Raw genomic sequence first — 13,758 nt, 5'->3', positions numbered from 1 at the left:
AAATGTAATTCCATTGATACACAAATTTATTTATGGAAAAGAAAGTAATAACGACGCTTATGGGCAATTGGAAATATCGTATAACTCACATTCCGTATCTCGTCAGACTTTGGTGGTTTCTGAAACCGTTCAGAAAGTCGCATCATTCAACATTTTTAGGGAGGAATGTGCGTGTTTCGCATCCCGAAAATGTTGAGATGGGAGAGAACGTGCAGTTGTGTCGTGATGTTGAATTGTGTGTGTCGGCTTGCAAGCCCGGTTCTTCCGAGCCGCCTATTCTGAAGATTGGCAACAATGTTCGCATTGGCGAGGCTTGCCGGATAGGATGTAGTTTTGAAGTTACGATAGAAGACAATGTGCTTTTTGCTCCAAATGTTCATATTTCGGACCGTGACCACGACTATGTTGATATAACAAAACCGATAAACGAGCAGCCTATCGTTTCTAAGGGTGCTGTGAGAATAGGCGAGGGCAGTTGGCTTGGCTTGGGATGTCAGATTTATTCGGGCGTTACTATTGGTAAGCATTGCGTTGTCGGTGGCGGAAGCATCGTTACGCATAGTGTTCCGGATTTTTGCGTAGTGGCCGGAAATCCGGCAAGGATTATAAAAAAGTATAATGAAGAAACTTCTGAATGGGAGAATGTATAATTAAGATTAAGGATTTCATGATATATTTGTGTGCCGCCGTCGCATTCTTGTGGCTGATGCCGTATGTCGTTTTCGTCTTGTCGCTGCCTATTGTATGGCTTTATAATAAGCGCGAAAGCCGGATGTTTGCCAATATGCCACAAGACGACGGAAACAACGGTTCTGCGAGCGCGCCTCAATGTGCCGAGCAAGAAAGGAAATCATTGGTAAAGCACTTCTTAATCACTCTTGTACAGTCGTATAGCCAGAAATATCTGATAATTAAAATTGGCTTTATTCCGTCGCATTATATCCGCAGATTTCTTTATAAACATCTGTATATGATTCAGTTGGCGGAAGATGTTGTTATTTATTACAGAGCGGAAATCCGTTGTCCGTCGCGACTGAAGATTGGCGAGGCTACGGTTGTGGGCGACAGATGTTTGCTCGATGCGCGCAATGGCATTGAGATTGCTGAACAGGTAAACATCAGCACCGACGTTAGAATATGGACGGAGCAGCACGACTATAACGACCCGATGTTTGCTTGTTCGCCGGGCACGAAACGTGTGAAAATCGGCAAATACGCGTGGATTGGTCCGAATGTAACCATTCTGCCGGGAGTGGAGATTGGCGAGGGAGCGGTTGTTGCTGCCGGTGCCGTAGTTACGAAAGATGTTCAGCCTTACATGCTTGTCGGCGGTGTTCCGGCAAGGCAGATTGGCGAGCGAAATAAAAATCTGAAATATAAATTCGATGGTAGCCATACCATGTTCTATTGAAATATGATTCCGAAAATAATACACTTGTGCTGGTTTAGCGGTGAGGAATATCCGCCTTTTATCAAGAGATGTATCGACACATGGAAGGAATTTCTGCCCGATTACAAGATAAAAGTCTGGGATTCCGATAGTTTCGATTTCGACAGCGTTCCGTTTGTCCGCGAGGCTTACAAGGCTCGCAAGTGGGCTTTTGTTGCCGATTACATCAGACTTTATGCCCTTTACACCGAAGGCGGAATTTATATGGATTCTGATGTCAGAGTATTCCGGAATTTCGATAAGTTTCTCGATTGCAACTTCTTCACTTCTCACGAGATAAACCCGGGCGTGTATAACGATGTCGAGGCGAAGAAACTCGATTCGGAAGGCAGGAATACGACCGACGAGAGCGTGAAGGGATTCGGTGTTCAGGCTGCTATCATGGGGGCGTCGGCAGGATTGTCTTTTCTGAAGAATTGCCTCGATTTCTACAATCAGCAGACATTCGATGTAAACAAAACGTGCGATTTGGTCATAGGTTTGTACATTACCAAGCAGATGGAAAAATACGGCTATCGTTACGTTGACGAAGAACAGCATCTCGCCGATGATATGCACATTTACAAATCCGATATTTTCGTCGGAAATGCACTCATGCTTTCGAAAGAAAGTTATGCTATTCACCTCTGCAACGGAAGCTGGACCGAGCATTCATCGGGCATCGGTTACAAGATTAGGAACTACTATCCGTTTTTCTATCCGCTGTGGAGAATCGGCGAGAAAATTGTAAACAAGATAAGGCGATGCTGCAAATAAGCATTATAATCCCGATTTATCAGGCAGAGGCGCGACTGAAGGAGTGCCTCGAATCGGTGGCATCTCAGAATTTTAAGGATTTTGAGGTGCTTCTGGTTGATGACGGCAGCATCGACGGAAGTCCTGCCATCTGTCGTGATTTCAGCGCTGCCGACAGTCGGTTTGTCTATATTCGTCAGGAAAACCGAGGCGCGAGTGCAGCACGAAACACAGGACTCGACAAAGCACGAGGCGAATACATCTGTTTTGTCGATGCCGACGATATTCTTGAGCCTACTTATCTTTCGGCTTTCATCGGAAACATTGCCGACAGCGACGTTCTCGTTCAAGGAAGGTTCTGGCACATGGACGGCAAAATGTATTCAAAGACCTTCGATTTCGACGAGGTTCGCGAGGCGTCTTTGCAGAAAGGCGACTTGAAGAGCGCGCTGTTCATGCTTTACAAACGCAATCAACTCGGCTACTTGTGGACTATGATGTACAAGAGAAGTATCATCGAAAACAATAAAATCCGCTTCCGCGAGGACATGAAATGTCAGGAGGACATGGAGTTTATTACGCACTACATGAAGCATGTGCAGAGCATCAGAATGTTGCCCGAGTGCCATTATCACTATTTCTTCTTGCAGCCAAAGAACGACTACACATATTATTACACGCTTCGTGGTTTGAGTCTGACTTTTGCACGTTACAAAGAACTATTTTCTGATGAATATTATTCCGAGATTCTGAGGGCTGAAGTTGATATGGCAACGGCTTGCTACCTTCATGAAATCAAGCAGTTGAGTCCCGATGAAAGAATCAGACTTCACAATCTGTTCTGGCAAATCTTTGGAGACTCGGTTTCATCTTGCCAGAACAAGAAATTCAGACTTTTGGCGTTGCTGAAACCTCTGTCGGCATCGGGTAAGGACAAAATTCTCTCGTTGCTTTCAAAAGTGAAATAAAAGAGTTACATTTGCAATTATGGTAAAAAGCAAAATAATAGTTTGTGCTCACAAAAACGATTTTGTTCTGAGCAACGATGTGTTCCGTCCTTTGCAGGTGGGTAAGGCTCAATCGTCTGTAAATCTTGGATTTGACGGCGATGATACGGGCGACAACATCAGTAGCAAGAATCCTAATTATTGCGAATTGACGGGACTTTATTGGGCATGGAAGAATCTGAAGGATTATGATTATGTCGGTCTGGCTCACTATCGTCGCTATTTTGATTTCTCAAAAAAAACTTCGAAAATCGACTATGTAAGGCACATGTCGGTAGAAGATTTCTGCGAATTGCAAAAAACGTGGCAGAATCCTGACGAGGTGCTTGGCAACTACGACATCATTCTTCCAAATCCGTGGTACATGAACGAATCTGTTTCGGAGTGTTACATAAAGGCGCATCTTCCCGAAGAATATCATCTGCTTGGCAGAATTCTGCTGAAAAATCATCCTGAATACAAGGAGAGCATCCACAAATTCTGGTGCATGGACAATCGATGGATTGCCTACAATATGTTCTTCACCCGAAAGGAAATTTTCGAGGATTATTGCCAATGGCTTTTCCCGATGCTAGAGGAACTTGAACGATATATAAAGGTGGTTGATTATCCTTTCCAGAAACGCACATACGGCTTTATGGGCGAGATTCTGCTGCCGCTTTATTGCCAGCATAACGGATTGAAAATAAAGCATCTGCCAGTTCTGATGCTGGATGACGGGCAGAATATGAGTCCGTTTAAAATTCTGCTTAACAAATGGCGAAGCAACTTTATTTTTAGGTTGAGTCAGCCGTTCAACCACTCTTTCCCAGACTTGGATTCTGATTTTGATGACAATTGCAGAAGAGACGGGTACAACATCTGACAACATGGAAAAATTACCTTTAGTATCCATATTGATTCCTCTCTACAATTCTGGGGGATTTGTTGCCGAGACGATAGAATGTTGCCTCGCCCAGACTTATCCGAATATTGAGATTGTCGTTGTTGACGACCATTCTGTCGATAATTCGGTCGAGGTGGTGCAGAGATTTCTGTCGGACAGAGTCCGCCTTTACACAAATCCGAAGAAGGGCGGAAATTCGGCACGGAACTATGCTTTCGAGATGAGCCGCGGCGAATACGTGATGTTTCACGATGCCGACGACTTTATAACAAAAGGACACATCCAGTCGCTGATGGATGCAATAATGCAGCGAGGAACAAACGATTCTGCCGCCTTTTCTCCAATCTATATGCTCGAGGCGGATGGCAGATTGTGGCAGCCTCCTACAACCATCGACCACGATTTTGTTCCGGGTATTGAAATGCTTGTTGGCATTTGGACTGGAGCTGGATTCAGATGTCCTCACTGCCATCTTGTTCCGCGTCATATTGTCGATTCTGTTAGCAGATGGGATGAGAGCGTACTGAAGAATCAGGACGGCGAGTTTTTTTCTCGTGTGTACAATGCTGCCGACAAGATGCTTTTCTCTGGCAAGAATGAATATGCCATTTGGAGGCAGCGCAAGGGTACGGTTAGCCGAAACAAGAATGAAAAAGCGTTGGCATCGTATATTTCAACCTTCAAAGGCATAGCCAAGATGATTCTCGACTATCAGAATACCGAAGAGAACAGAAATGCCATATCTCGTGGCTACGGATATTGGCTATACGAGAATTATCCGTTTTCGAAGGATGTAGAGCGGGTATTCTTCGACGGATTGCGCGAAAACGAACTTTCGTTCATTCTGCCCAAAAGAAGAACCTTGACGATTCTGAAATCGTTGTTTGGCTGGCGTCTTGCCCTGCGTGTAATCAATAAATTCAACTTGTAACCAATGAAACTGTCTGTAATAATAACATGCTATAATTTCGAGGCTGTGATAGTTCGATGCATCGACAGCGTGGTTAAACAGCTCGATGATACGAACAATGCCGATGTTGAAGTCATTGTAGTTGATGATGTGTCTAAGGATGCGTCTGTAAGAGTTATTTCCGATTATATTTCAGGACATTCTGGCAGAAACATTCGCTTGGTATGCCACGAGCATAACGGAGGCGTTTGTGCCGCCAAGAATACAGGATTGTCTGTTGCCAAAGGCGAGTATCTGTGGATTCTCGATGGCGACGACTATGTTTCAGACGGCAGTCTGGCAGTTGCTCTGAAAGCCATATCTGACTATCCCGACCAAGAAATCATAACCTTCGATGCCAGATTTCATTATCCCGACGAACTAGTTGTGGAAAAAAGAGATATGCCAGCCTCAAAAAGCATAAATGGCGTAAATTTCTTCAAGAAAAACTACGTTGTTTGTCCATGGAGGAATATAATTTCTGCTTCGTATCTAAAAAAACATAACATTTCGTTTACCGACGGCGTTGTTCCTGACGATGTTGAATTTGGACTGAAACTGTTCGGCTATGCCGAGAGAATAACTTATGTTCCTGAATCAATATACGAGTATATTATTCAGAAAACATCGATAACAAACAAGTTCAACGAGCGTAAACCGTATAGTTTGTTTGCCGTTGTCGATTCTGCTATAAAACTGTACGAATACAAGAAAGACAGATGTTTTTTGAAGTTTGCAGCTGACATTGCCAATATGATATGGACATGCGATTGTCCAATGATGAATAAAACACAGAAACGCGATTACATAAAGGCTGTTGAGGCAAATAAAGCCCATCTTGTATTTTGCTTGAATAACAGCGGAAGTCTCTTTGCTAAAACCGAGGCATTGTTTCTGACTTTTTCAGTTTCGCTGTTTCTTAATATTGTTGTATTTTATAAACGGTTGTTTTAGTTTTGCGAGTTGAAAATGACAGTTTTTAAAAGATTTATTGAGCAGAATTATTTCTTGATATTCGTATTTGCTCTTATATTTTTGTTTAAGATAGTAATGTTGCCATACTGGAAAATATGTGGTGATTCAATTTATTATATTCTATCTTATAAGCTTTTTTTGAATAATGCCGATGCGATGCCGTTTACTCAAAACTTCTATATGGCGAACTTGTTGGGACATGTTTTTTTGTCTGTATGGAATGAAAATGAATTGTTAGGATTGCGCTTTTTGCAGGTATGTAGTGATACTATTATGCTTTTGGGACTTTGTCTGTTGTACAAAAACATAATGACGAATAAAATACTTATGTTGAGTTTACTAATTCCTGTAGTATGTTTTTATGATAGACAAATGGAATTTTATTACGATTCGCTGTCTGTAACGTTTGCCGTATGGATTTTATACTTTTTTGTCAACGGATTTGAAAAAGGCTCGTATAGGAAAATTGCAATATCTGGGTTCCTTGTAGGAATAAATATCTTTGTAAGAACGCCTAACTTGGTATATTTAGGATTGGGTTTCCTTCTTGTTTTGTTCTGTTTCTTTTGTAAAAAATCAATAAGAAAACATCTGCAGGCTTTCTTCTGCGGCACACTTGTTGGAGTGTTTGTCGTAATAATGTTGATGTTGTCTTTGGGGCATTTTGGTGCTTATATTGTAGGACTAAAATCGCTCGCTGGTGTTGCTGAGTCTGGTGCAGAGTCTCATAATATGGCTTCTATGATTCTGGTTGTTTTGTATTTCTTAAAGATGACTGTAATATACGGAGGTGCGTTAGGTTTGTTTTGGGTTCTGTTGCGATTTATTGATGTTCGTTTTAAAAGTTATTCAAATTGGCTTTTGGTTTCCTTTTTTGGTGCATCTGTGCTTTTCTTGTTCTATGGTGTACGTTGGATTGTCTTTCTGTACTCTGTCCACGTTTTAGCATTATTGTGCTATTTATACCGTAATCGTGACCTAAAGTCGGCATTCGTTTGTCTGAGCATAATCTATATGATTTTTGTAATACCTTTAGGTTCTGATATGTATCTGGAAACCGTAGGATATTATGCGCTATACCTGTCAACTCCGCTTGTTGTATATGTTATAGTTAACGAAATAAGACGATATAATTTGATGTCTGCAAAGTTATTCTGTTTATTATTCTTCCTTTTGTTTGTCTATAGAGTTGGAGATAATATTCAGAATACTGTTAGCGGTAAGCAATATGAAATAGATAACAAAACCATCGGTGGAATAAAAATCACTAAAGAGCAGTTTAAGCAGTATTCCGAACTCAATACTATAAGTCAATATATCGACAAGGATAAGTGTCTTGCTGTTCCTTCTACTTCCGATTTGTATATTGTAAACTATGCGTCGGTATCCCCATTTGTGCTGAGAGTTAGGAATTGGCATTCGGCAGACAGAGTGTATAATGAGATGCAGAAGGCTTATGCCCGAAACAAACAATTACCGATAGTTATTGTTGAACATTATTCGAGCGATGCCGAGAATTCAGAACTTAGATTTGTAAAATCGTATAATGATAGTTATTATCTTGTTTATAAGAGTGAAGCGTATTCTGTTTATAAACCAGTAAAAGGCAAATAAGTTTTGGCGTCTTGCCCTGCGAATAATCCGCAGATGTAATTTGTAAAAAACTCCTTGCAGAAAAATCGCTTCTGCAAGGAGTTTTTGTCTTATTCTTCCTCTGCTGATTGCAGTGATGTATTGTTGCGCTGTTTTGCGTAATAGCTATCGTAGTAGCTGTCGTATGCGCTGGCCTCTTTAAACATTTTAAAATGCTGATTATCAACGATGCCTTCCCAATATCCGTTATACAAGGTATAACTGCTTATTGTTACTGTTTGTCCGCGCATTGTGCCGTCATCATAATTCATTATGATTCTGCCGCCTCTTACATCCCAAGTAAAGTAGTTTGTGTCGATGGTTGAGGTATTACCTATTCTGTAATAGTCAACCTGTTTACCTTCTCTATTGTCGTATAAATAAAGAGTTGTCTTGTAAGCTTCTTTGCTGTAATGACCTCCAAGATAAAGCTGCATAGCAAAGTCGCCAGTCCAAACACCTTCGAGTTCCCATCTTGTGGTTGTGTCGGAATCACATGCCGAGAATGTCATTAGTGAGAATACCGCAACAAGCAGCATCATCAGTTTCTTTATTGTCTTCATTTTGTTTCTTCAATTTGTTAATAATTAAACATATCGGCTACAAAAATATAAAATAATTTTATTTATTTGTCGGTTGGGTGCTTTTTTTGTGCCAAATTGCGGCGTTTTGCCACACAAATGGCTCGCGGAGTTATGGATGCACCGATTTTATGACTATTTTTGCACAACGAATAACGAAAAACAATGAATTTATTATGAACAAATTAAATTTTGAGGTTCTTGCAAAAGAAAACGTGTTCGACCTTATAAATAAGGACTGGATGCTGATAACCGCTGGCGACAGCAGCAACTTTAACACCATGACGGCTTCGTGGGGCGGAATGGGCTGGCTTTGGAACAGACCGGTTGCCTTCCTTTTCGTGCGCAAGGAGCGATACACTCACCAGTTTATCGAGCAGAACAGCCGTCTTACGCTTTCGTTCTATGCCGAAGAATACCGAAAAGCATTGCAGATTTGCGGAAGTAAGAGCGGAAGAGATAGCGACAAGGTTGCGCTTGCCGGACTTACTCCGTTGAAACTCGAGGATGGAACAATGACTTTCGATGAGGCGCGAATGACTGTCTGCTGTCGAAAACTCTTCGCTACGGATATGATTGAGTCTGATTTTGCCGATGCCGAGTTGTACAAGAAGTTCTACAACGCCAATGCTGGCGGAACAGACCATACTCTGTATATCGTTGAAATCGAGAGCGTTTATACAAAATAATCGTTTGTTTTGTGGAAGAATTGTGTTTAATTCGTAACATTAAAATTGAATAAACAGAATAAAAGGTCGGCTTTTTTGTAGATGCCGACCTTTTTTGCGCAGTTTTTTGATATTTGTCAAGAAAATGTGTTGTAAAGCATGTTTTGGCGTATCGAATACTTGATATTTGTCATTTATGCTTTAGTTTTGCCGAGCAAAATATAAAGGATTTGTTAAATTATTAAAAACAATTAACATGAAGAAATTTTTCTTGATGGCAGTTATCGCACTTGCTGCAACAACTGCAAAGGCTCAGCTTTGGGTCGGTGGTGAACTTGGTTTTTATAGCACTAAGACAGAGCGTGAAAAGGGTGATTTGTCTGAAAAAATTTATGAGAATAAGACATTTACTTTCAAGCCTGAGTTGGTTTACGACTTGAATGAAAATTGGTCTCTTGGTATTGGTGTTGGCTTCTATCATAATGATAATGAGAGAACTAATACTTGGTCTTTCGATCCATTTGCTCGTTACAAGTTTGCTGAGGCTGGTGATGTAAAGTTCTTCATTGATGGTGGCGTTCGTTATCAGTCAGAGCATTTCAATGGAAGTGAATTGGATAATGCAGAAACTTATGGAGTATTTTTTAAGCCGGGTCTTTCATACGAGATTAGCGACAATGTTTGCTTCGATGCACACCTTGGTGATTTGAGCTATATGTTCAGAAAAGCTGATGTTGGTGGCGGTGTTGAATCAAAGACTAATTCATTTGATTTGAAGGCTGCATCTGCATTCACTTTCGGTGTTTACTTCAAGTTCTAATTCGAAATAATCAGTAAAAGCATATGCAAATCGCCATCATCTTTCAGAAGAAACGGATGATGGCGATTTTGCTTTAAATCTTTTATCATGAAAAAAATCATCCTTACATTGTTTGTCGTTTTGTCTGCCGCAACTGCGAAAGCTCAGGTATGGCTTGGTGGCGAGTTGGGATATAGTTATTCCGACGATAGTAAGAGTTTCATCAGCAAACCCGAAATTCTCTTCGATTTGAACGAAAAATGGTCGGTTGGTGCTGCCGTTGGATATAGTCGTACAAATCCGAAGTTGAGTTCTGAAATTTATGTAGATAATGGAATAAACAGTTTCGAGTACCATAAACCCAAATCGGTCATTAGAAATTTTGCCTTACATAATGTTCAGATAAGTATCCAGAGCCTATAAAATATAAGCAAAAAGTACTAATGATTGACTCTGAATAATTAAACCAACTTACATTTTGCTACTTATTTTTTCTAATGACCGTTTTGGGATAAAACCAATCAGAAAATATATTCTTATGATATTCAAGCTTTTGCACGATACAAGTTTGCAAATGCTGGCAAGGTAACATTTTTTGTAGATGGCGGATTTGCATACAACCGAAGCACGGTTAAGGGAGTAACCGAGATAGGCAGAATTGATGTTCCGTATTTTGAAGAAGGATTTACATACAACGCCGATGGATATTCTTATAGTTCAACTCGTTTCGAGGTGTATGAACCAAAGATAAACACCTTTGGCGTGTTTGTTTGTCCGGGAATTTTTTATAAGTTGGCCGATTTCGTTTCGGTTGAGGCTCATTTCGGCAATCTCAGTTATGTTTATTCCAGAACTAAGTTTTCAGACGACAAAAGCAATCAGAACAATTTCGAATTCGATATGAAATCGTCTCTGATGTTCGGCGTTTATTTCAGACTTTGATATTTGTTTCAGAAGCAAAAAGCGACCTCCGCACAATAGATTGAAACTTTGTGCGGAGGTCGTTTTTTATGCCTTTTTCAGTTCGAAGCCTATTGCTTCGATGGCTTGTTTGAGTTGTTCCTCGGTGGCAGAGCCCTTAACTACAGCCTCTTTCGAAGTCAAGTCTACCGTTGCGCTCTCAACGCCCTCGACTTGCTGTAGAGCCTTCTCTGCATTCATGCGACAGTGGTTGCAGTTCATGCCCTCAACAATATATTTTACTACATTCTGCTCGCTGTGACACTCGTCAGATTCACATCCGCACGAATAGCCGTCCTCATCGTGATGATGCCCGTCGTGACAATGGCAGTGGTGTGCCTTGCGAAGTCCGAGTTTTGGCAGAACGATGGCATTTATCAGCATCAGAATCATCAGAATGGTGCAAGCCCACTCAAACCAGCCGTCGCCTTCGGCGCAGCAAGCCTGCTGATAGGTGAGATGCTCGAGAAAATTGACTATTCCGTTAAACTGAAGATAGTCAATCATATATCCAAAGGCTATCGAGCCGACGATTATTGATGCCAGATATGTGATGAGAGTGCGCACGCCAAGCACCTTTCGGATTACCAGCATCGATGCGAAGTTGCATGCCGGACCTGCCATCAGCAGAACGAGTGCCGCGCCCGGAGTAAGCCCCTTCATCATCAGAGCCACGGCAATCGGAATGCTTCCGGTGGCACACAGGTACATTGGAAGGGCGATGCACAGAACCAATAGCATAGATGCGAGCGTGTTTCCGTTGAAGATGGCAAACATTTCGGCTGGGACGAAGACTGTAATCAGTCCGGCTATTACAAGACCGATTACAAGCCATTTGCCAATGTCCTCCATCATCTCGATGTATGCATATTCCAGAGCCTCGCGCAGTTTATCAATAAATCCCTCGTGTTTGTGGTCGTTGTGTTTATCGCTTGTCTCTACAGGTTTCTCCTTGCTGTCATCGGTTGTATTTACCATTGCTCCTCCAAAAACGGCAGTCAGAAGGGCGGCTATTGGGCGCACAATGGCAAAAGGTAGTCCCATCAGACTGAATGTGGCAATTATGCTGTCTACTCCCGTCTGCGGGGTGGCAATTAGGAACGAGGCTACCGCGCCTTTCGATGCTCCTTCCTTGCGCAGCGACATTGCCGTTGGAATTACTCCGCACGAGCAGAGCGGCAGCGGAATGCCGAAGAGAGCGGCATTTATAACGCTTCGGAACGATTTCTTGGCAAGAAACTTTGTGTAATACCAGCCGGGAATAAACGAATGCATCAGTCCGGCAAGAAGGAAGCCCAGAAGAAGGTAGGGCGACATCTCGTTGATGAGGTGAATAATTTCGTGCATAATGTATTTGTTTTTTTTGTTTTCTGGTTGCAAAAGTATGCAATAATTCTTGCAAGTGAAAGGCAAAAACGCCGATAGGTTTACAATTCACAATTGATAATTTGCTTAGTTGAGAATTGAAACTTGAAAGTTGAAAAAATTTAAGCAATCCACAAATGACAGTTGACAATTGACAATTTCTTTAGTAGAGAAAGTTGCAAATTCACATCAAGATAGATTTTACATTGAGGCAAGCTATATTGAAGTAAGCCGATGCCAAGCCGATGGTAAGCCGTTAGTAAGCCGAAAGTAAGGGGATGGTAAGGGAGTAGCTACGGGGTAGGAACGGGGAAGCTACGGGGAAGGTACGGAGAAGGTTCGGAGAAGCAAGCCGCACATAAGCCGTATATTTAGTGAAGGTTTACAACGAATATAGGTGAATTAAAGCCGATTTGACGTAACATCATAAGCCGAAAGTGCTGCGTGATGTTAATTTTTTTCTTACATTTGCAGATGTAATTTTCACAAATAACAAATTAAAATATAAGATTATGGTAAAGCATATAATTTTGTGGACATTGAGTCCCGAACTCTCAGAAGAGGAGAAGTCGAGTGTTAAGAAAGGTATAAAGGAAGGACTCGAAGGCTTGGTCGGCAAGGTTCCGGGACTTATTGACGTGAAGGTTAACATCGACGGCCGTCTGGCTTCGTCGAATGCCGATGTTATGCTCGATAGTACGCTTGAGTCGGAAGAGGCGTTGAAGGGCTATGCCGTTCATCCTGAGCATGTTGCCGTGGCAAACGGAAAGGTTCGACCTTACACCGTTCAGCGTTCGTGCCTCGATTTCGAGATTTGATTTCTTCTCGAAGAAAAGGCTGAAAATCCATCATCAAAATTCAAACTGAAGAATTGTGATGATGGATTTTTCGGTTTTTATACAGATGTTGTTGGCGACAGATTCTTTATGTTTCTGTTGTAATATCTTTTTTGTTTTTTAAGGTTTTTCTTTCTTGTTTTCTGGATTTTATGCTTAATTCGTTTTGCCGAATTGAACCTTTTCTTGTTGTATTTTTTGTTGAGTTCTTCTTTGTATTCTGCTAACTTTTTTAAGATTAGTATTGTTCCGTATGAATCATTGCTGAAAACCTCTTGAGTTTTGCGGTTTATTTCTGTTTGCTGAAACATGTCAATATTGTCATATTCAAGCCAGAAAAACTCACTTTCTTTGTAGCCGACAATTTTGTTCTCCTTATTTATTACCGAATTGAAAAACTGGTACATAAAGGTGAACTGTTCGTCGTATTCTGCAAGTTTTTCTGAATACAGAAAACACTTTTTTAGTATGATGTCTTTTCCTTTGTAGTAGGTTATTTTGATTATTGGCGTATCGTATGATTTCTCTTCTGATTTCGTGCTTCTTACGAGATGTCTATTGTGTTCGAAGAACAGATTTCTTGCGTATTCGATACATGTTTTAGCCGAATCGTTGTCTAAAACAATCTTGCGTATTTTCCCGTTGTTGTTTGATTTCTGTTTTTCAACGTTGCAATATTTTCGACTGTAAACAAGTTGATTTTCGGTAATTGTAAAGTTACTTTCGAAAAAGATGTCGTTTATCCAAATGCTGATGTTTACTTTGTCGGCAAACAAATCGGCATTGCATTTAGCATTGGCGTTATTGCACAAGGTGAAGGCAAAGATTATGACTAATAGTTTGTTTATCATATTGTGTATTCTGAAAAATCCGGACACATTAAATAAATGCATCCGGATTTTGTATCTTGTTGAG

General features: G+C 41.1%; 14 protein-coding genes and 1 pseudogene. 12 read left to right on the top strand and 3 right to left on the bottom strand.

Annotated elements, in window-relative coordinates:
• The first annotated feature begins 32 nt into the window (after nucleotides 1–32).
• From T538_RS0102545 to T538_RS0102510, 8 genes and pseudogenes are all read left to right on the top strand, one after another.
• Nucleotides 33–650 (top strand): acyltransferase, encoded by a 618-nt coding sequence (locus T538_RS0102545; protein WP_051655829.1) that lies wholly within the window; start codon nucleotides 33–35, stop codon nucleotides 648–650.
• A 554-nt stretch (nucleotides 651–1,204) separates the two neighbouring features.
• Nucleotides 1,205–1,351 (top strand): annotated as a pseudogene (locus tag T538_RS19195) (DapH/DapD/GlmU-related protein); the annotation flags it as partial.
• A 63-nt stretch (nucleotides 1,352–1,414) separates the two neighbouring features.
• A complete protein-coding gene (locus T538_RS0102535; protein ID WP_031531946.1) occupies nucleotides 1,415–2,206 on the top strand; it encodes a glycosyltransferase family 32 protein in 792 nt (263 codons plus the stop codon).
• Nucleotides 2,194–3,153, top strand: a complete 960-nt coding sequence (locus tag T538_RS17545) for a glycosyltransferase family 2 protein (RefSeq protein WP_051655828.1) — start codon at nucleotides 2,194–2,196, stop codon at nucleotides 3,151–3,153. Before T538_RS0102535 ends, T538_RS17545 begins: the two co-directional genes overlap by 13 nt.
• A 19-nt stretch (nucleotides 3,154–3,172) precedes the next feature.
• The gene (locus T538_RS0102525) at nucleotides 3,173–4,057 is read left to right on the top strand and encodes a DUF4422 domain-containing protein (protein WP_031531943.1); all 885 of its coding nucleotides are present in this window, start codon (nucleotides 3,173–3,175) and stop codon (nucleotides 4,055–4,057) included.
• A 4-nt stretch (nucleotides 4,058–4,061) separates the two neighbouring features.
• Complete coding sequence (locus T538_RS0102520; protein WP_031531942.1) at nucleotides 4,062–5,009, top strand: glycosyltransferase family 2 protein; 948 nt, start codon at nucleotides 4,062–4,064, stop codon at nucleotides 5,007–5,009.
• 3 nt (nucleotides 5,010–5,012) lie between these two features.
• Nucleotides 5,013–5,981: a glycosyltransferase family 2 protein gene (locus T538_RS17540; RefSeq protein WP_031531941.1), complete on the top strand. Its 969-nt coding sequence runs from the start codon at nucleotides 5,013–5,015 to the stop codon at nucleotides 5,979–5,981.
• 15 nt (nucleotides 5,982–5,996) lie between these two features.
• A complete protein-coding gene (locus tag T538_RS0102510) occupies nucleotides 5,997–7,616 on the top strand; it encodes a glycosyltransferase family 39 protein (protein WP_031540759.1) in 1,620 nt (539 codons plus the stop codon).
• 89 nt (nucleotides 7,617–7,705) lie between these two features.
• On the opposite strand, the gene T538_RS0102505 is transcribed toward T538_RS0102510, so the two are convergent.
• On the bottom strand, nucleotides 7,706–8,197 hold the full coding sequence (locus T538_RS0102505; RefSeq protein WP_031531939.1) for a hypothetical protein: 492 nt from the start codon (nucleotides 8,195–8,197) through the stop codon (nucleotides 7,706–7,708).
• A 194-nt stretch (nucleotides 8,198–8,391) separates the two neighbouring features.
• Here T538_RS0102505 and T538_RS0102500 point away from each other — a divergent pair, with 194 nt between their 5' ends.
• The 3 genes from T538_RS0102500 (at nucleotide 8,392) to T538_RS17535 (ending at nucleotide 10,105) form a co-directional block, all read left to right on the top strand.
• A complete protein-coding gene (locus tag T538_RS0102500; protein ID WP_031531938.1) occupies nucleotides 8,392–8,904 on the top strand; it encodes a flavin reductase in 513 nt (170 codons plus the stop codon).
• Nucleotides 8,905–9,139: 235 nt separating this feature from the next.
• Nucleotides 9,140–9,703, top strand: coding sequence for an outer membrane beta-barrel protein (locus T538_RS0102495; RefSeq protein ID WP_031540758.1), 564 nt, complete (start codon nucleotides 9,140–9,142; stop codon nucleotides 9,701–9,703).
• Between the two features lie 87 nt (nucleotides 9,704–9,790).
• Nucleotides 9,791–10,105: a hypothetical protein gene (locus tag T538_RS17535; RefSeq protein ID WP_031531936.1), complete on the top strand. Its 315-nt coding sequence runs from the start codon at nucleotides 9,791–9,793 to the stop codon at nucleotides 10,103–10,105.
• Nucleotides 10,106–10,690: 585 nt separating this feature from the next.
• Here the strand turns inward: T538_RS17535 and T538_RS16940 are convergent.
• Complete coding sequence (locus T538_RS16940; protein ID WP_034538780.1) at nucleotides 10,691–11,989, bottom strand: permease; 1,299 nt, start codon at nucleotides 11,987–11,989, stop codon at nucleotides 10,691–10,693.
• A gap of 530 nt (nucleotides 11,990–12,519) precedes the next feature.
• Here T538_RS16940 and T538_RS0102470 point away from each other — a divergent pair.
• The gene (locus T538_RS0102470; RefSeq protein WP_031531932.1) at nucleotides 12,520–12,825 is read left to right on the top strand and encodes a Dabb family protein; all 306 of its coding nucleotides are present in this window, start codon (nucleotides 12,520–12,522) and stop codon (nucleotides 12,823–12,825) included.
• A gap of 77 nt (nucleotides 12,826–12,902) precedes the next feature.
• Here T538_RS0102470 and T538_RS0102465 read toward each other — a convergent pair whose 3' ends face one another.
• Nucleotides 12,903–13,694: a hypothetical protein gene (locus T538_RS0102465; RefSeq protein WP_155992961.1), complete on the bottom strand. Its 792-nt coding sequence runs from the start codon at nucleotides 13,692–13,694 to the stop codon at nucleotides 12,903–12,905.
• Nucleotides 13,695–13,758 lie beyond the last annotated feature (64 nt).

It is taken from the genome of Bacteroides sp. Ga6A2, from assembly GCF_000702225.1.
GTDB lineage: Bacteria > Bacteroidota > Bacteroidia > Bacteroidales > Bacteroidaceae > Ga6A1.
This window is presented reverse-complemented; position numbering and strand designations above follow the sequence as displayed.